The organism is Phenylobacterium deserti, from assembly GCF_003254705.1.
Taxonomy (GTDB): Bacteria; Pseudomonadota; Alphaproteobacteria; order Caulobacterales; family Caulobacteraceae; genus Phenylobacterium; species Phenylobacterium deserti.
The window spans coordinates 146601-163965 of record NZ_QFYR01000003.1 but is presented as its reverse complement, the minus strand read 5'-3'; the positions used below and the strand labels follow the sequence as shown (position 1 = coordinate 163965).

At 67.3% G+C, this 17365-nt stretch carries 19 protein-coding genes and 1 tRNA gene; 5 read left to right on the top strand and 15 right to left on the bottom strand.

Annotated features, from left to right (window positions below; translation table 11 throughout):
• Positions 1-2 precede the first annotated feature (2 nt).
• Positions 3-1505, bottom strand: coding sequence for a tryptophan halogenase family protein (locus DJ018_RS13495; RefSeq protein WP_111515487.1), 1503 nt, complete (start codon positions 1503-1505; stop codon positions 3-5).
• Positions 1506-1813: 308 nt separating this feature from the next.
• On the opposite strand from DJ018_RS13495, the gene DJ018_RS13490 reads away from it, so the two are divergent.
• On the top strand, positions 1814-5062 hold the full coding sequence (locus DJ018_RS13490; RefSeq protein ID WP_240609549.1) for a TonB-dependent receptor: 3249 nt from the start codon (positions 1814-1816) through the stop codon (positions 5060-5062).
• A 69-nt stretch (positions 5063-5131) separates the two neighbouring features.
• Here DJ018_RS13490 and DJ018_RS13485 read toward each other — a convergent pair whose 3' ends face one another.
• Positions 5132-5854: a DUF6445 family protein gene (locus DJ018_RS13485; protein ID WP_111515486.1), complete on the bottom strand. Its 723-nt coding sequence runs from the start codon at positions 5852-5854 to the stop codon at positions 5132-5134.
• 120 nt (positions 5855-5974) lie between these two features.
• On the opposite strand from DJ018_RS13485, the gene DJ018_RS13480 reads away from it, so the two are divergent.
• Positions 5975-6994 (top strand): cupin-like domain-containing protein, encoded by a 1020-nt coding sequence (locus tag DJ018_RS13480; RefSeq protein WP_111515485.1) that lies wholly within the window; start codon positions 5975-5977, stop codon positions 6992-6994.
• On the opposite strand, the gene DJ018_RS13475 is transcribed toward DJ018_RS13480, so the two are convergent.
• The 8 genes from DJ018_RS13475 to DJ018_RS19565 form a co-directional block, all read right to left on the bottom strand.
• Entirely contained in the window at positions 6991-7332 is a 342-nt protein-coding gene (locus tag DJ018_RS13475) for a hypothetical protein (RefSeq protein WP_111515484.1), read from the bottom strand. The genes DJ018_RS13480 and DJ018_RS13475 overlap by 4 nt on opposite strands.
• Before the next feature lie 80 nt (positions 7333-7412).
• Positions 7413-8552: a patatin-like phospholipase family protein gene (locus tag DJ018_RS13470; protein WP_111515483.1), complete on the bottom strand. Its 1140-nt coding sequence runs from the start codon at positions 8550-8552 to the stop codon at positions 7413-7415.
• 32 nt (positions 8553-8584) lie between these two features.
• Positions 8585-9202, bottom strand: a complete 618-nt coding sequence (gene purN / locus DJ018_RS13465) for a phosphoribosylglycinamide formyltransferase (RefSeq protein WP_111515482.1) — start codon at positions 9200-9202, stop codon at positions 8585-8587.
• Positions 9199-10023: an MBL fold metallo-hydrolase gene (locus DJ018_RS13460; RefSeq protein WP_111515481.1), complete on the bottom strand. Its 825-nt coding sequence runs from the start codon at positions 10021-10023 to the stop codon at positions 9199-9201. The genes purN and DJ018_RS13460 overlap by 4 nt, the downstream gene beginning before the upstream one ends.
• Positions 10020-10796, bottom strand: coding sequence for a TatD family hydrolase (locus DJ018_RS13455; RefSeq protein ID WP_111515480.1), 777 nt, complete (start codon positions 10794-10796; stop codon positions 10020-10022). The genes DJ018_RS13460 and DJ018_RS13455 overlap by 4 nt, the downstream gene beginning before the upstream one ends.
• A gap of 23 nt (positions 10797-10819) precedes the next feature.
• A complete protein-coding gene (locus DJ018_RS13450) occupies positions 10820-11821 on the bottom strand; it encodes a DNA polymerase III subunit delta' (RefSeq protein WP_111515479.1) in 1002 nt (333 codons plus the stop codon).
• Positions 11814-12449 (bottom strand): dTMP kinase, encoded by a 636-nt coding sequence (gene tmk / locus DJ018_RS13445; protein ID WP_111515478.1) that lies wholly within the window; start codon positions 12447-12449, stop codon positions 11814-11816. Before tmk ends, DJ018_RS13450 begins: the two co-directional genes overlap by 8 nt.
• A 46-nt stretch (positions 12450-12495) precedes the next feature.
• The gene (locus tag DJ018_RS19565; protein ID WP_111515477.1) at positions 12496-13617 is read right to left on the bottom strand and encodes a septal ring lytic transglycosylase RlpA family protein; all 1122 of its coding nucleotides are present in this window, start codon (positions 13615-13617) and stop codon (positions 12496-12498) included.
• A gap of 116 nt (positions 13618-13733) precedes the next feature.
• Here DJ018_RS19565 and DJ018_RS13435 point away from each other — a divergent pair.
• From DJ018_RS13435 to DJ018_RS19230, 3 genes are all read left to right on the top strand, one after another.
• Positions 13734-13823 (top strand) — tRNA-Ser (locus DJ018_RS13435).
• A gap of 91 nt (positions 13824-13914) precedes the next feature.
• Complete coding sequence (locus DJ018_RS13430) at positions 13915-14163, top strand: hypothetical protein (protein WP_133254300.1); 249 nt, start codon at positions 13915-13917, stop codon at positions 14161-14163.
• Positions 14163-14327 (top strand): hypothetical protein, encoded by a 165-nt coding sequence (locus DJ018_RS19230; RefSeq protein ID WP_165842922.1) that lies wholly within the window; start codon positions 14163-14165, stop codon positions 14325-14327. The genes DJ018_RS13430 and DJ018_RS19230 overlap by 1 nt, the downstream gene beginning before the upstream one ends.
• A 457-nt stretch (positions 14328-14784) precedes the next feature.
• Here DJ018_RS19230 and DJ018_RS13425 read toward each other — a convergent pair whose 3' ends face one another.
• The 5 genes from DJ018_RS13425 to DJ018_RS13405 all read right to left on the bottom strand — a co-directional run bounded on the left by DJ018_RS13425 (position 14785) and on the right by DJ018_RS13405 (position 17356).
• On the bottom strand, positions 14785-14982 hold the full coding sequence (locus DJ018_RS13425) for a hypothetical protein (protein ID WP_111515475.1): 198 nt from the start codon (positions 14980-14982) through the stop codon (positions 14785-14787).
• A gap of 677 nt (positions 14983-15659) precedes the next feature.
• Positions 15660-15911: a hypothetical protein gene (locus DJ018_RS13415; RefSeq protein ID WP_133254299.1), complete on the bottom strand. Its 252-nt coding sequence runs from the start codon at positions 15909-15911 to the stop codon at positions 15660-15662.
• An 80-nt stretch (positions 15912-15991) separates the two neighbouring features.
• Positions 15992-16510 (bottom strand): DUF1353 domain-containing protein, encoded by a 519-nt coding sequence (locus DJ018_RS13410; RefSeq protein WP_111515472.1) that lies wholly within the window; start codon positions 16508-16510, stop codon positions 15992-15994.
• The gene (locus DJ018_RS19010) at positions 16507-16731 is read right to left on the bottom strand and encodes a hypothetical protein (RefSeq protein WP_133254298.1); all 225 of its coding nucleotides are present in this window, start codon (positions 16729-16731) and stop codon (positions 16507-16509) included. The genes DJ018_RS13410 and DJ018_RS19010 overlap by 4 nt, the downstream gene beginning before the upstream one ends.
• Positions 16732-16825: 94 nt before the next feature.
• Entirely contained in the window at positions 16826-17356 is a 531-nt protein-coding gene (locus DJ018_RS13405) for a glycoside hydrolase family 108 protein (RefSeq protein ID WP_111515471.1), read from the bottom strand.
• Positions 17357-17365 lie beyond the last annotated feature (9 nt).

The following is a 17365-nucleotide window of genomic DNA, read 5'->3' as shown; positions in this document are numbered from 1 at the left end:
GATCAGGCGCCGACCGCACAGAGCTGGGCCACATAGCTTTCGTGCGGCTGCAGGGCCTCGGCCTGCCGTCGGATCGCCTGCTCGATGCCGGCGAACTCGCGGCGGAGGGCTTCGGCGGGAAGGCCGGCGCTCAAGGGGTTGAAGCCGGTTGGGCTGACGTGTTGGCCAAAATAGACGGCGAGCCAGCTGGGCTCCTGAAACAGTCCATCCTTGTACCGAACCACGGCCCCGCGCTCCTCGAAGAGGGCGAGCTTGTAGGCCAACGAGTCGGGGATCGCCATCTGGCGACGCGCGTCCCAGAAGGCGCCGGGTCTCTGGGTCGCCCGGTAGTGGAGGATCAGGAAGTCGCGGACACGCTCCAACTCCAGCTCCATCAGCCGGTTGAACTCGGTCTCGTCGACCGGGTCCCAGGAGCCATCAGGAAACAGGCTGATCAGGTGACCAATAGCGGCCTGGATCAAGTAGATGCTGGTGGACTCCAGTGGCTCCAAGAACCCGCTGGACAGGCCGATGGCTACGCAGTTGCGGCTCCACTGCTTGCGTCGACGGCCCGCCTGAAAGCGCAGGCGGCGCGGGTCGGCGAGCGGCTCGGATTCGAGCCGCGACAGCAGGGTGGCTTCGGCCTCTTCGTCGGAGATGAAATCGCTGCAGTAGACATAGCCGTTGCCGACGCGGTGCTGCAGCGGGATGCGCCAGGCCCAGCCGGCGTCCAGCGCTGTGGAGCGGGTGAGCGGCGTCGCCGGCTCCTGGGCATGGCACGGCGCCGCGACGGCGCGATCACAAGGAAGCCAGTGGGCCCAGGACTCGTAGCCCGCCTTGAGCGCCTGTTCGATCAACAGGCCACGAAAGCCGCTGCAATCGACGAAGAGGTCGCCGCTGACCTGCTCGCCAGTGTCCAGGACGATCGCATCGATGAAGCCGTCAGCGCCGCGCAAGCGGACGTCTGCGACCCGCGCATCGGTTCGCTGCACGCCGCGCTCTTCGGCGTAGCGGCGCAGGAAGGCCGCGTAGAGACCCGCGTCAAAGTGATAAGCGTAGGAGAAGGTCGACAGCAGGGCGCGCGGGTCGGCGGACGGATGGGCGAAGCGCCCGAGCCGCGAGATGACGATCGGCGCGGAGAAGGCCTCGATGGAGGTCTCCAAGCCTTCGGCGCGCAGGCGCAGCCAGTGCTGATGGAAGCCGATCTCGCCGAGATCCGGGCCGAAAGCTCCGAAAGGGTGGATGTAGGAGTCGCCCGGACGTCCCCAGTCGCGGAACTCGATCCCCAGCTTAAAGGTCGCCTGGGTGCTGCGCATGAACTCGGCTTCGTCGAGCCCTAGCTTGGCGTTGAAGGCGCGGATGTGGGGAATGGTGGCCTCGCCCACACCGACAGTGCCGATCTCGGATGACTCAACGAGCCGGATCGCGACGTGCGGCCCGAGGGCTTGAGCAATGGCCGCAGCCGTCATCCAGCCGGCGGTGCCGCCGCCGACGATAACGACTGTTCTCACAGTAGAATCAGGCATTCCCTCGAAACCTATTACTTTTTGATGCTTTTCAGGCGTGGCCTTAGACTACCGCACCCGCTAAAGACGACGGAACATTGGTTTTCCCTCGAAAGTAGATTTCGGCTGCCGGTCTACGCGCCTGCGTTGCGGACCCGTTGCAGCAATGTCGCACTGTCCTCGGCTTTTGTGGGGCGACCCTCTTCTAACCGCTTGAACTTCAACGATGGTAGCGCAACCATCCTGGCGACGATAAACGGAACGTGCAGAATGACAGCGATGTCATTCCGTCCATGACGGTTTAGCGTCACTGAAAAAGGGGAGGAAGAGTGTCCAAAGGTTTTGATTCGCCTCGCGAGTATTCGCGGGGCCAGCTGGCGTATGCGCTGCGCTGCGGCGCCTCCGCCATTGTTCTAGCCGCCATGACCGGCGGCGCGGCTTTCGCTCAAACGGCCAACGTCAACGCGACGCAGGCTCCTGAAGGCGAAGTCGAAGAAGTCGTCGTCACCGGCATCCGCGCCAGCCTGCAGAACGCCCAGTCGATCAAGCAGAACGCGGAAGTCTTCGTCGACTCCATCACCGCCGACGACATCGGCGCCCTGCCCGACCGCTCCGTGACCGAAGCGCTGTCGCGCGTGCCTGGCGTGTCCATCGACCGCTTCGCCGCCGGCAACGACCCGGACCACTTCTCGGTCGAAGGCTCCGGCGTCGTGATCCGCGGCCTGACCTTCGTTCGCGGCGAGTTCAACGGCCGCGACGCGTTCAGCGCCACCAGCGGCCAAGGCCTCAGCTTCCAGGACGTCCCGTCCGAGCTGATGGGCGGCGTCGACGTGTTCAAGAACCAGTCCGCCGACATGATCGAAGGCGGTACGGCCGGCACCGTGAACCTGCGCACGCGGGTTCCGTTCGACCAAGCCGGCCAACTGATCGCCGGCTCGCTCGAGTACAGCTACGGCGACTTCCGCAAGAAGGGTAAGCCGACCGGGTCGCTGCTCTATTCCAACCGTTGGGACTCCAGCGCCGGCGAGTTCGGCCTGCTGCTGAACTATGTCCACTCCGAACTGGCTACCCGTTCGGACGGCCAGAAGATCTCCGACTGGGCCCTGCGCGGCCTGGACGCCCAAGGGCAGTTGATCCCGCGCACTGATGCTCCGCTGCCGCCCGGCACCCGCCAGGTTTATCTGCCGCGGGGCGCTGTGAACCAGCAGCAAGAGTTCAACCGCACCCGTCAGGGCTACGGCGCGGCCGCGCAATGGCGCAACAATGACCGGACCATGGTCGCCACCCTGCAGTTCCTCCGCTCGGAAGCCCGGCAGGCTTGGACGGAGCACGCGCTCGAAATCACGACGGACAACGTGACGTCCAACGGCGACTCGTTCGGCGTGGCGGGCACGACCCTGGAATTCGGCGACGATGGCCTGTTCACCAACGGCGTCATCTCGGGCAACACCGGCTGGCGTGACGACCAGAACCAAGGCGTCGATGCGCGCACGCCGATCTACGGCTTGCAAAGCAACAACACCACGCGTGGCGTTGACCAGCGTACGGGCAACACCGACATCGGCTTCAACTTCAAGTGGACGCCGACGGAGGCCTGGTCGTTCAACCTCGACCTGCAGCACGTGAAGGCCAAGGTTCGGAACCTCGACGCGGCTTGGTGGAATTCCACCTACCAGAACGCCCAAATCGAGATGCGCGGCAACGACATCCCGCTCATCACCTTCCTGCCCCCGTCCAACAACGGCGTGGTTCCCACCTGCCCCCCGCCGGGTACGGACACCTGCCCAACCTATTTCAACCCGCCCAACAACAGCTTCACCTCGCCGTACAACAACTTCCCGCGCGCCCTCATGGACCACTATGAGGAAAGCTCGGCCGAGCAAGACGCGGTCCGCTTCGACGTGGAATACAAGTTCCCGGACGAAGACGGCTTCCTCCGCTCCGTCCGCACGGGCGTGCGGTGGGCCGATCGCGAGCTGAACACCCAGTTCACCACCTACAACTGGGGCCGTATCAGCGAGCAGTGGGGCGGCGGCGGCCCGGTGTGGCTGTCCGATCCCGTGGACGGCGTGCCGAACCCGCAAGGCAGCCCGGTGGGCGGCGGCGCGCCCGTCACGCAGTACTTCGAGCCCTGGGCGTTCGATAACTTCATGCGCGGCGAAGTTCCGTCGGCGATCAACGGCCAGCCTCGCCTGCACTTCGCGGCGAACCCGGTCGAGGTTTACCACGGCCTTTATCGCGAACTCGGCACCCTGCTCGCCAACGAGTGGCGTCCGTACTCCGAAAACGCTTACTGGCTGCCGCTTGCCCAACGTCCGGGCGTGATTGCTGGGACGCCGTTCCTGCCGGGTGAAGTCAACCCGATGCAGGAAACGAACAAGGCCGCCTACGCCATGCTGCGTTACGGCCACCGGTTCGAGAACGGCATCAACATCACCGGCAACATCGGCGTCCGCTACACCAAGTACGAACGTGAATCGCGCGGCTTCCAGTCGTTCGGCCTTTCGAACTTCGCCAGCGAAGCCGACTGCACCCGCGTGCTGGATCCGGGCCAGACCCTGACCCCGTTCTGCGAGCTGCCGGCGGCGGTTCGTAACCAGGCCCGCGCGTTCGCCAACGGCGCCGTGGTGGAGAACAGCCAGTCCACCAGCTACGACTTCGTCCTGCCGAGCTTCAACATGAGGGTCGACTTCGGCGGCGGTAAGCTGGTTCGTCTGGGCGTGTCGAAGTCGATCACGCCGCCGGACGTCGGCCTGCTGCGCAACTACTACAACATCAACCTGGGCGGTAACGCGCAGGACATCGTCAACGGCACCCTGCAAGGGCTTAACTGGCAAGCGGGCAACCCGCAGCTGAAGCCGATGCAGGCGCTGAACCTCGATGCTTCGTTCGAGTGGTACTTCTCCAAGGTGGGTCAGCTCACCCTGTCGCTGTTCCACAAGAGCCTGAAGGACGTGGTCATCAGCGGCCTGTCGCGTTCGAGCTTCACGAACAACGGCGCGACCTTCGAAGGCATCATCACCCAACCGGTGAACTCCGAAGGCACCGGCAAGGTGAAGGGCTTCGAACTGGCCTACCAGCAGACCTACGACTTCCTGCCGGGTCTGTTCAGCGGTCTGGGCCTGAACGCCAACTACACCTACGTCGAGTCCGAAGGGGTGAACCAAAGCGCCCTGTCGAACACCGACCCGCTGGTGACGAGCGGCAACCGGACGAACGTCGACATCGCCGTTCTGCCGCTGCAAGGCCTGTCCAAGCACACCTTCAACATCACACCCTTCTACGAGAAGGGTCCGCTGTCGGTGCGCGCGGCTTACAACTGGCGTTCGAAGTACCTGCTGACGGTGCGCGACGTGATCGTGCCTTACGCGCCGATCATGCAGGAAGACTACGGCACGCTCGACGCGTCGGTCTTCTACACCGTCAACGACCACATCAAGGTGGGCGTGCAAGGCGTGAACCTGCTGGCGAACACGCTGCGCACCAGCTCGGTGCTGAACGACGAACTGCTGACGGGCGCCCGTTCGTGGCACCTGTACGATCGTCGCTACACCTTCAGCATCCGCGGCACCTGGTAAGCCGCGGCCTGAAGAAGGCTGTCTGACTGGCGCGCCGTCCTCCGGGACGGCGCGCTTTTCTTTTGCGCGTCAGAGGGCGCGGTAGTTCAGGAAGATGTTGGCCGTGAGCCGGCCCTTGCGCGGATCGGGGCTGAGCTGAGCCTGGGGATCGATCTGGCCGGAGTGCAGCAGGCGGCTGCGATAGACCACCAGGCGGTCGAAGCGGGCCTCCACCCTGCCCGTCTGGGCGAACAGCTCGGTGTCGCCGGACACATAGGCGGGCGGCGGCGGACAGGCGGCCACCTCGCTGTCCAGTCGGGCGTGGAACGGCGCTTCGCGCTCCGGGGTGATGGTCTCGAAGCCCGTCGAGCGATGGCGGTAGAAGGCGGTGCCGTCGAAGGCGTCCGAGCAGAGGTAGTGCAGCACCGCAAACTGCAGCGGGTCGACGGTGTCAACGTGCGGCATCCGCTGGGCGGGAAGCAGTTGGTCCGGCGGCAGGGTCACGATGGACAGGGAGCATTCGGCCCGCGCCGGCGCAGCGACGCCCTCAAGCCCGAACACCTGATCGATCGCAGGACGCAGGGCGGTGACCACATCGCGCACATAGCCAAGGGGCGCCGGCGAGCGAACGCCCGGATAGCCGTTCCGCCCCGGGATTACGGGATCGAAGCTCGCGGTCTCAGCGGCGTAGTCGACCAGACGCTGCGGCTCCTGCAGCACCCTGTCCACCACCAGCACCGGCTCACGTTCCTCGCCCAACAACTGCAGGTCGAAAGCGGGGCGGGTGTTGAGGCCGAAGGTGGGGGACGCCATTGGAAACTCTACGCGCGAACTAGCCCCGGACTTGGAGCCATTCCGTGATACTGAAGCGCCGCGACAGGCGTGTGTCTGGCCTGTCGCAACCAGTGGCTTAAACAACCTGTGGCGGCAGAAATGAGTGCGGAGCTTAGGGTTCGGCAGGTCTCGAACCTGGATGCGGAGCGCTTCCGCGACGAGGTTCAGGCCCGCTACGAGCCGGCGGTGTTCCGCGGGCTGGTGGCCGACTGGCCGCTGGTGACGGCGGGCCGGACGTCGCCCCAGGCGGTGCGGGATTATCTGAAGCCGTTCGACAACGGCCGCCCGACCGAGGCCTTCGTCCAGCCGGCGGGCTTGCAGGGGCGGTTCTTCTACCGAGAGGATCTTTCCGGCTTCAACTTCCAGCGCCACGCAGCCCAGATCGGCGCGACGCTGGATCGGCTGGTCGACCTGCCGGAAGAGGACGCGCCCTATTCGGTGTACCTGGGCTCCACCCCGGTTCCGCAGCACCTGCCGGGGCTGGAAGCGCAGCTGCCGATGCCCCTGCTGCCGGAGACGGTGGCGCCGCGCATCTGGCTGGGCACCGCCAGCGTGGTGGCCGCGCACTACGACATGTCCGACAACATTGCTTGCGTCGCGAGCGGGCGGCGGACCTTCACCCTCTTCCCGCCGGACCAGGTCGCGAACCTCTATGTGGGACCGCTGGAGAACACCGTGGCTGGGCAGCCCACCAGCATGGTCTCGCCCATCGCGCCCGATCTGGAGGCCTTCCCTCGCTACGCCGAAGCGCTGGCGAACGCCTACACGGCCGAGCTCGAGCCGGGCGACGCCATCTACATCCCGCCGCTGTGGTGGCACAGCGTGCAGTCCAAGGGGCCGCTGAACGTTCTGGTGAACTACTGGTGGGATCCGCGCCCCGCGACCTCAGGCTCGCCGTTCGAGGCCTTGGCGCATGCCATCTGGACGATCGGAAACCTGCCGCCCGAGCGTCGCGAAGCCTGGCGCGCCTTCTTCGAGCACTACGTGTTCCGCGCAGACGGCGACCCGGCGGCTCATCTGCCGCCGACCCGTCGGGGGGTCCTGGGGCCGCCCAGTCCGGAGCTCGATGGCGCCTTCCGCCATTTCCTGATCCGCGGGCTGGGCGGCCGCCCGGGCTAGTGCGTCGAGTCGCTCGCGATCGCGGGGCTCGTCCGAGCGCGCAGCGCCTCGGCGAAGACACGAGCGGCTTCCTCGAACGCGCCGCCGACACGCGCGCCCGCCTTGTTGGCGGCGGCCTTGGCGGCCGGGGCGTGCTTGCTGGCTGCGCGGCGGGCCGCCGAACCGGGCAGGACCTGGGTCGCGATCAAGGCGGCGCCGGCCGCAGCCAGCGCTTCGGTGAGCACCGTTCGGCCGTCCTGGCTGGCGGCCAGGCGCTTGAGGCCCTTGCGCAGCGGCTTGGGGATCTTCACGCCGGCCAGCCGCTTGGGCACGGAGTTCTTCTTGCGCTTCTTCGCCATCGGGACCTCTCGCTTGTCTCAAGACAACGTCGGCAGCGTCCGGCGTTTCCCTATCCCAGGCTGAAAAGCGCCGCCGTTCGCTACTCGAGGCGGGTCCAGAGCCGGCCGGCTTCGGCCAGGGCGGCGCCTTCCGCGAACATGCGCGACATCAGGCTGCGGTCGAACCGCAGCATGCTCATGCCGGTGAAGTCCGTGGGAATGCAGGCGGAGCGGAACTCGAAGCCGTTGATCTCGCAGAAGGCCGCCACCGACCGGACGGCGCTGCGGTAGGACGAGCGGAGCATCAGCTCGAAGCTGCGGACCAGCACCGGCAGCGCGCCCACGGGCGTGGTCTTGGGGCTGGGGTGCAAGGTGGTGTTCACCAGGGCGTAGACCTCGACGCCCCCCACGGCCCAGTCCCGGGCGCGGCGCAGGATCATGGGCTCGGGCACCACGAACAGCGGGCTGATGGCGCCGCCATCGACGTGCATTTCCTCGAAGGCGTCCTCGCCGCTGACCACCTTGATCATCTTGGGCGGGAACACGCCCGGCAGGCTCGCCGAGGCCACCAGCACATCCTCGAACAGCTGCAGGGCCTCGGGCCCGCCGACGGAGGCGATCGCGCCCATGTCCCAGATGGAGGTGGTCTGGGCGTCGAGGTTAGCGGTGGCGATGAAGAGGCGGCGGCCGGCGGCGTGCGCCTCTGCCACGGATTCCAGCAGCGCGGCGTCGATGTGACTGCGAACCAGGGCGGTCAGCCGATCGCTGGGGTAGAGGCTAGCGCCAGGACGCACGGCGGTGATGGCCAGCAGCTCGGCGGCGAGCCCTCCGGTGTAGGCGTCCTCCAGGCGTTCGTCCCAGGCGGAGCCCACAAAGGCGAAGGGCGCGATCAGGGCGCCGGTGCTGACGCCGGTGACCATGTCGAAGTCCGGGCGCGCCCCGGCGCGGGTCAGGCCCACGAGCGCGCCGGCGCCGAACGCACCGCCCGCCCCGCCACCGGAGAGCGCGAGGATCCTCAGGCGTTCACAGCCGCGGCCCGCGGCGCTGGCAGGCATTTCGCCGAAGAAGCGGGCCACTGCTTCGCTATCGTCTTCAACAGCCAGCCGCACATGGGCAAAGCCCGCAGGTTCGGCTTGGGAGCCGCTGGGCGGCGGCGGAACACGCCGACGCGGCCAGGACGGACCCGTGCGGCTCTGGGAGGCCGCGCGGGTCTTCTGGAGGATGTCGTTAAGCCCCTTCATGGCTTCAGCATGAGCCTTCCGCGGGCGGGCGCCTAGGGCTGCGAGCTCGCCGGCTGGGGCAGTTGCAGGGCGCCCTCGGCAATGCGGCGGAGGGTCTCGACGAAGAACGGCGGCTCGGCCGCCTTCACCCGAGCTTCGAGGTCCTCGGCGCTGTCGCCCGGCAGCACGGGCACGGCGCGGGTCGCCAGTTGAGGACCGTGGTCATACTCCTCGTCGACCACATGGATGACGACGCCGCTTTCCGGCACGCCGGCGGCCAGCACCGCCTCATGGACTCGGCGGCCGTACATCCCTTCCCCGCCGAACCGGGGCAGCGGGCCGGGGTGGATGTTGATAATGCGGCCGGCGTAGCGCGCCAGGGTCTTGGGGCCGAGGCGGCGCAGGTAGCCGCTCATGACGATCAGATCGACGGCGTGGGCCTCCATCTCGGAGACGATCCGGGCGTCGGCGGCCTGCGGGTCTTTCTGGGTCGGAATGCAAAGAGCGGGCACGCCGCGCGCCCGGGCCGCTTCCAGAGCGCCGGCCGTCTTCATGTTGCTGACCATCAGGCGCGGATCGGCAGCCAGATCACCGGCCGCCATGGCGTCCATGATGGCGCAGGCGCTGGAGCCGTTGCCAGAAGCAAGAAAGCCGATCTGCAATCGTTTCATGCGGTTGCCTCGCTTACCTCATGTACAAAGCGAAGGCCGTCGTAGGCCGGCTCGACGCCTGTCGGGAGTTCGGCGCGAAGAGCTTCGTAGTCGAGATCGACGTGCATGTTGGTGAGGATGGCGCGCCGCGGCTTCGCCCGTTCGATCCACTGCAGGGTGCGGTCGAGGTGGGCATGTGTCGGGTGGGGGCGCCGGCGCAGCGCGTCCACAATCCAGACATCCAGGCCTGCGAGGGCCTCGAACGCGGCGTCGTCCAGATCCACCACGTCGCTGGAATAGGCCACGTCGCCAAAGCGGTAACCGACCGAGCGGATCTCGCCATGGTCCTGGTCGAAGGTGACGACGGGGATGGCGCCTGACGGCCCGTCGACGGTCCAGGCCTGCCCGTGCGGCGGGATCAGGTGCGGCTGGGCGATGGCGGGATAGCCGCCCTGCCCTTCGAAGACATAGTCGAAGCGGCCCAACAGGGTCCGCGACGTGGGCGGGTCCATCCAGACCGGGATGCGGGCGCCCTGCCGGATGAAGAAGGCGCGGATGTCGTCCAGGCCATGCACCTGGTCGGCGTGATCATGGGTCAGCAGAACGCCGTCCAGGCGCTTGGCGCCGGCCATGGCGGTCTGGATGCGGAAGTCCGGCGAGGTGTCGACCACGACCGTCGTGGAGGTCAGCGGCGTGTCTCCAAGCCGGCGGACCATCATGGAGCAGCGATTGCGAAGGTTCTTCGGGTTGGCGGGGTCGCACGCGCCCCATTCCCCATCGGCGCGCGGCACGCCGCCGGAGGAGCCGCAGCCGAGGATCGTCACCTCCAGCCGGATGCTCATGGGCGGGGGATCCGATCGAACAGGGCGAAGAAGGCGTCTTCGGTCCGACGCTCAGCCTCGGCCAGATCCCAGCCGCGAATCTCGGCCAGCTTCGCCAGCACGTGGGGCAAGAAGGCGGGCTCGTTGCGGCGGCCGCGGTAGGGCACGGGCGCCAGGTACGGGCAATCGGTCTCCACGATGATCCGGTCGGCGGGCATCTCGCGGATCACCTCGCGCACGTCTTCCGCCGCCTTGAAGGTGGCGATGCCGGACACCGAGAACCAGGCGCCAAGGGCTGCGGCCCGGCGGGCCAACTCAGCGCCCGAGGTGTAGCAGTGCATCAGGAGGCGGAAGGGACCGACGGCGTACTCCTCCTCCAGGATCTGCGTCATGACCTCGTCCGCCTCACGGGTGTGAACGACCAGGGGCAGGCCCGTGGCGCGCGCCGCGGCGACATGGGCGCGGAACACCTTGGCCTGCACGTCACGTGGGCTGAGGTCGTAGTGGAAGTCGAGGCCGCACTCGCCGATGCCGACCACACGCGGGTCGCCGGCCAGCTTGATGAGGGTCTCCGGGGCAAGGTCCGGATCTTCCTTGGCCTCGTGCGGGTGGGTGCCGACGGTGCACCAGATGTCCGGGTGCTGCGCGACCAGACGGACCTTGTCGAAGTTGGAGACCTTGTCGCTGATATTGACCATCAGGCGCACGCCGGACGCCAGGGCGCGGCTGATCACGGCCTCCCGATCCTCGTCGAACTGAGGGGCGTGCAGGTTGACGTGGCTGTCGATCAGCATCGGCTCTGTCTTGTGGCGCGCCGTCAGGCGCGAGCCGCCTGGCGCAGTTCGTTCAGCGCCGCGAACAGGGCGTCGGTTCGGTCGAGGTTCAGCCCCTCGACCTCCCTGGGCAGGCGCTGCAGCGTCTCCCACGCCTGGGCCCAGCGATCAAGCGCGCCCATCCTCTGGGCCGCGGCGTTGGCGGCAAGGCCGTGGACGCGCTCGGCCAACCGGTCGAACAGCAGGTTGAACTGCGCCTGGCCTTCACCGCCCTTGAATCGGTCAGCGAGCGATAGGGTGAACGCCTCATCCACGCGGGGCAGGTGTTCCAACAAGGCGCGGGCGGCGTCGTCCATGGCCAGGGCGTCCGCCGCGGCAAGCTGGAGCGCCTTGCCGGGCGGGCCGCCTGCCATGCGCGACAGGCGCAGCGACTCTTCCATGTTGAAGTCGCCCCGGGCGCGGACGAAGGCGGCGGCCTCCTCCAGGCCCAGAGCGCCGAACGCCAGCCGGCGGCAGCGCGAGCGGATGGTGGCGAGCAGGCGGCCGGGCGAATGGGAGACCATCAGCAGCACGCCCCGCGGCGGCGGCTCCTCAAGAGTCTTCAGCAAAGCATTGGCGGCATTGACGTTCAGGTCGTCAGCCGCGTCGATGATCGCCACCCGATGCGGCGCGCTGGCTGGCGATTTGGAGAAGAACTCGGAGAGCTTCCGCGCGTCGTCGACCGGGATCACCTTGCGCGGCTTGCCGTCCTCACCAACCCGCTCCAGCACCAGCAGATCGGGATGGGCGCGGGCGATGATCTGGCGGCTGACGGGATGCTCCGGCGAGGCCCCCAGTACGCCGTGAGCGCGGTCGGGGGGCGCGCCTAGCAGCCGGCGGGCGGCGCGGTAAGCGAACGTCGCCTTGCCGACGCCTTCAGGGCCGGTCAGCAGCCATGCGTGGTGCAGGCGCCCGCGTGCGCGGGCATCCTCGAAGGCTTCTTCCGGGCCTGCCTGGCCCTGCAGCTCGAAGACTTCGCGCGGGTGCGGGACGTCCAGGCTAGGCATCGATGGAAAGGCGCTGGGACACGGCCGACCAAACGGCCGCCTCCACATCGTCCATGGTGGGCGAAGCGTCGATCAGGGCGCAGCGATCGGGCTCCGCTCGAGCGATGGCCAGGAAGCCGTCTCGCAGGCGCTGGTGGAAAGCCAGCCCTTTGGACTCGAAGCGCATCTCGCCGCTGGCGCGGGCGTGGGCGCGCTCCAGCCCCACTTCGGTGGGCAGGTCGAAGACCAAGGTCAGGTCCGGGCGCGTGCCTTCCAGGATGTGGGTCTCGAGCGCTGAGATCAGCTCGGGCGCCGTGCCGCCGCCGGCGCCCTGGTAGGCGCGGGTCGAGTCGGCGAAGCGATCGCAGACCACCCATGCGCCCCGCTCCAACGCCGGGCGGATCACTCGCTCGATGTGGTCACGCCGGGAGGCGTACATCAGCAGGGTCTCGGTCACCGGACTCCAGCGGTCGGCGGCGCCGTTCAGCACCAGATCCCGGATGCTCTCCGCGCCCGGCGAGCCGCCGGGCTCGCGAGTGGCGACGACCTCCCGCCCCTGCCCCTGCAGGCGCGCAACCAGGCGCTTCACCTGGGTGGATTTGCCGGCGCCTTCGCCGCCTTCGAAGGTGATGAACTGTCCGCGCGTCACGCCCTCCAGAAAGGGCAGTTCGGCGCGGAAGTCTAGCGCCCGCCCCTTAGAAGGCGCGGACCACGCGGGCGTCGGCGAAGCCGATCTCCGCCACGCGATCGCGCAGGGCGTAGGCTTCGGCTTCGTCGGCCGGCCCCGGCAGCACCACACGCCACAGCGAGCCGCCATCGCGCAGGGCGAGCGACTCGATCACCGCCTCGCCGGCCCCGGAGAGCTGGGCGACCGCGCGTTCGGCGTTGGCCCGCTCCGCGAAGGCGCCCGCCTGGATGCGGAAGCCCGAGTCGCTGCCGGAGCTGGCCACCGCGGCGGGCGCAGGCGCGTAGACGTCGGGTTGCGACGAGGGGGCGACCGGGCCCTCCGCTCGCGCCGTCGGTCGGATGTCCGGCAAGGCCTCGCCGGTGAGCGGCGCGTGGGACGACGGTCGGCGGTATTCGGGAACCTGCGCCTTCAGCGAGGTGGCGACCGCCGCGTCGAGCGGCACTGGCTTGGATGCTGTGACGGGCGCGGCGCTGGCCACCTGGAAACTGTCGTTGCGATAGGGCGCGGGAGCCGCCGCCGGCGGCGCGGCTGGCGTCACGTTGAGCGGCGCCGGCTGATAGCGGCGCTGGGCGTCTGCCTTGGCGTAGGTCAGGAACGGGTCAGGACCGCCCACAGGGGCCGGGCCGACGTACTTCACCCGCACGCGGGCCAGGCCTTTACGGTCGAAGCCGAGCTCCTGGGCCGCGGCGTAGCTCATGTCGATGATGCGGTCGCCGACGAACGGGCCGCGATCGTTCACCCGCACTTTCATCTTCTTGCCGTTGTCGAGGTTGGTGACCTCGACGATGGAGGGCAGCGGCAGGGTCTTGTGGGCGGCGGTGAAGGCGTTCATGTCGAACAGCTCGCCGTTGGCCGTCGCCTTCAGATGGAAGGCGTCGCCGTACCAAGACGCGACGCCCGTCTCGTTATAGTTCGGCTGCTCGCTGGGATAATACCACACGCCGTTGATCTGATAGGGCTTTCCGACCTTGTAGACGCCCTGCCCGCTGGGCCGCGGCGCGCCCGCGCCGCCGGTCTGGTTGGTGGCGTACTTCGGCTGAACGCTGGCGCAGGCGGCGAGCGAGGCGCCGGCGCAGAGCACGGTGGCCAGACGGACCAGGCGCAGGGCCTTGGCTGACAGGACGGGCATGATGGTGTTCTCGACAGCTTCCCTCGGCCGTCGAGCTTGCCTGCGGAAGTTTGCGGCAGGGTTAACCGACCGTTGCGGTGGAGATGCCGCGCGTCCGCTGCTATAGCCCCCGCTCCGGATGGGTGGCCGAGTGGTTTAAGGCAGCGGTCTTGAAAACCGCCGTGGGTTTACGCTCACCGTGGGTTCGAATCCCACCCCATCCGCCAGGGCTGCTCCGCAGCGGCTTGTTTCTCTTGTATATTCCTTTTCCCGCAGCTGTGCTATCCTCGATTTTATCATCAATCGGGATTGCAGCTGATGCCGAGCGGACCGCCTGAACTTCACGCCGAATGGTGCGATGCCGGGCCGGATGACGGCGGCGACTTCAACGCCCAGGCGCATCTCAAGGCGGCCGGCTACACGCTGACGCGGGGCTGGGAGTGGATACCTCCGCCGGGTCGCCAACCGACCGAGCGCGACATCAGCGCAATCAACTACCTCATCATGGAGTGGGACTTCGGCGGCCTGGTGGAGCCCGCCACCCTGAACGATGAGGAGCCCTGCTGATGCGTGAGGAAGTGGATTGGAAGCGCCTGGACCGGTTTAGGCCCCAGCCGCCGCGCTGGTTCTTCTACGGTGTGCCGGAGCCCTACTGCCACTTCCTGGCGGGCCGCTTCGCACGCCCCTATGAGGCCGGGGACGCCACGCGAAGACAGAAGCTCCAACCCTGACTCGCCATCCCGTCCCGCTCCTGCTTTCTGGCGGGGATGGAAGTCAGACGCCTACCAAAGCCCTGGACGGTTGAAGAGCTGGAAGAGTGCTTTGTCGTGAAGGATGCGAATGGGATCGCTGTTAGCTGGCACTACTTCACAGCTGAGCCAAGGCTTGGTGCAGCCGTCCAGCTGACGAAGGAAGAGGCTAGGCGGGTTGCGGTGAACGTGGCGAGGTTGCCGGATTTGCTCGCCAGGGATTAGGCCTTCGGAGGCTCGGGGAGCGGCGACCAGCCCGCGCCAATCTCGCAGTCACCTTCTAGCGCGACACGCCGCTCAAACCACTCGCGGGCCTGACTGAGATCGCGCCGAAATCCATCGGATACCTCACGCACGATCTGCCGCGTCTCGTCTGCGCCGCAAGTGCACTCAGCCGACCAGAACCGCCCCTTGGCGCAGAAGTGGTCGTGGGAATGGCTCACAGGCGGCCCGCAAGCTCAGCGCGAAAGTCGCGCCACTCGCTCTCCGACAGCGTAAGGCTCGCCAGTGCACCGGGGCCGCTTTCACGGGCGTCGCCCCGAACGGTGATCGTGAAGTTGTCGGCGGCATCGCGGGTCACGTTCACGTACCCCGGATAGACCGGCGCGGGTTTGGTGTAGGCGGCTTGCTTTTCCATACCAACACTATGCCATTGGGGCCTCGACTCCGCAACCAATTCCGTGTTACGAGGCGGCGGTTTCGTGTTGCTGAACGGCTCCGGTTGGGGTAGTGTTCTGACGTTGCACGACGGCGCTTCCACCCCACGGGGTGGTTGAGACGTGCCGGGCGCGGATATCTATCCGTTGAACCGCGCCTACTGAGCGAGCCAGTACGAAGGGGAATGCCGGAGCCCAGCAGCTCGCAACCGGCGGTCAGCGCACGTGGAAGCGTCGTTGATGGGGAGAGAGGGGACGGTCCTGGGTCGCCAAACTCGGTCGTCCTCTCCTCCGGCTCGCTGAACCCCTGCCCGCCAGAGTCGTTGACTCGGCCATGGACGCAGAACGCTTCCACCAAGTCTCAATCGAGATGGCCGGCAAGAGGTGGACCGGCGACTGGCAGCTTCGGCCTGATGGGAAGCTGTGCGTCGGGGGTGCTTATGGCAGCCGTCTCGTCCCCCTAGGCAGATCCAAGCCCGAGAACCTGGCTCAGCGCGTCCTTACCGAGCTGGTGAAGGAATGGCGGTCCAGATGAGAGACGACGCCTTAGCCATGGCCGCGAGACACCTTGTCCAGCAGATCAGGCTCTCCGAGTTCAAGGATGAGCTGAACCATAGGCTGGTGATGAACGTGGCGTTTCTGGAGCTGGAGGAACTGGTTATGCCGAGCCCTTCGGAGCGCCAAGAGACGTCGGAGTGAACAGGACACCGCGGAGCTTCGCGTCAGCTACGATCTGCAAGGCCTGAAGCCGGATCGTCTGCTCGTCTCCGCCGTCGCCGGGCTCGCCCTTCTGAGGCAAGCCTTGGCGGGTGTTCTCCTCCAGAGCCGCCAGTCTATCCGGTGGGATGATGGCGAGGAGTTCCATCATCAGCAGTTCAAGCGCGGCTAGGCGCAGTTCCGTTTCGTCCATGGCCGGAAATAGCAAAAGCCCGCGCCCCCTGCACCGGGGACGCGGGCTCCTGATTGATGCGGCGCTGATCAAAGCGAGTGCTACGCGGCGATCATCCCGAACGGCTGACCCACAAACGCCGCCTCCCGCTTAAACGGCGGGGCCACGCGCTCACCGGTCTCCGGGTCCGCGAAGTTCTCGGTCTTCCACCACGTCGGAGCCTTCTTGTAGCCCCCGCCCCCGCCAACGACGACGGCCGAGTGCATCAGCTCCCGGCGCAGGGAGAACACCCCGTCCGCCCGCATCTGGTCCTCGAACGCGGTGTCCGCCATCTCCTTCTTGCCGGGCTCGCCGATGGCGTAGAGCCAATCGTGAAGGACAGCGGCCCAAGCGTGCTTGTCGAGGGGCCCGATCCGCCAAGCCGCCACACGCGGCACGCTGGCGCAGTCGGTCACATAGCCCCGGGGAACCGTCACCACCCCGAAGCGGGTATGGTAGCGGATGGGCCGCGTCAGGACGTAAAGCGGGCGACCGTCCCTCGCCTGGCCCGGCAGCGGGCAAGCTGGGAGGACGCCGGGGGCCTTGCCGTTGACGACGACCGGCAGCACCTCGCAGGTCATTCCGCTTCCGCCACCATCGGAACGGCAGGAGCGAAGGGCTTTGCGGGGCAGCGGATGTTCAGCGACCCGGAGTTGTTTCCGAACCCGCCGATCATGGCGGTGTAGGAGCGCTCGCAGAACTCCAAATTCCCGAGAGCACGTTCGCCCAGCTGAGAGCTGGACGCACACCCGGAAACCAGCACGCAAGCGGCCACAGCCGCCAGAAGAGGCAGTCTACGCATCAGATAGGCTCCGATCTTAGGGAGGAGGATTGCCAGGCCGATCAGCCCAGCCAGGAGGAGGATCGACCCGGCGTAGCGGGCGGACAGGAGGCGGTTACGCCAGCATCTGCGAGGCGACACGGGACACGTCCGTGAGCCGGCGCATCCAGCCGCGCCCGAACCGGTCGAAGTCTTCGTGGTTGCGGTAGAGGGCTTCCCGATAGCCGGCGATCTTGGCCAGCAGAGCAGCCGCAGAAGCCGCGCGGAGGGCCGCAAAGGTCTTCGGACCCAGAACCCCATCAACCGACACGCCAAGGGCCTGCTGAAGCCATCTGCGGGCTCTGGCGGGGCCATGGTTCACCGAGGCGTCGAACAGCATGTAGTCGAGGCCGGACGGCAGCTCGTCGCCGTGGACCGTGTTCCAGTAGCGGGCCTTGTAGATCTTGCCCGCGTCCTTGTCGGTCAGGCGCTTCAGGTCCGCCTTGTCGGTGTCCCCATCGCCGTCGAGATCCACCTTCGCCTCTTTCAGCGTGGCGAGGGTGACGCCTTTGTTGGTGGCTCCGCCGTTGTCTCGGGGATCGTCCACATAACCGCCCTCATGGCGCAGCACTGCGCCCAGGCAGCGGTCGAAGTTCGCTGCGGCCATTGTAGCCTC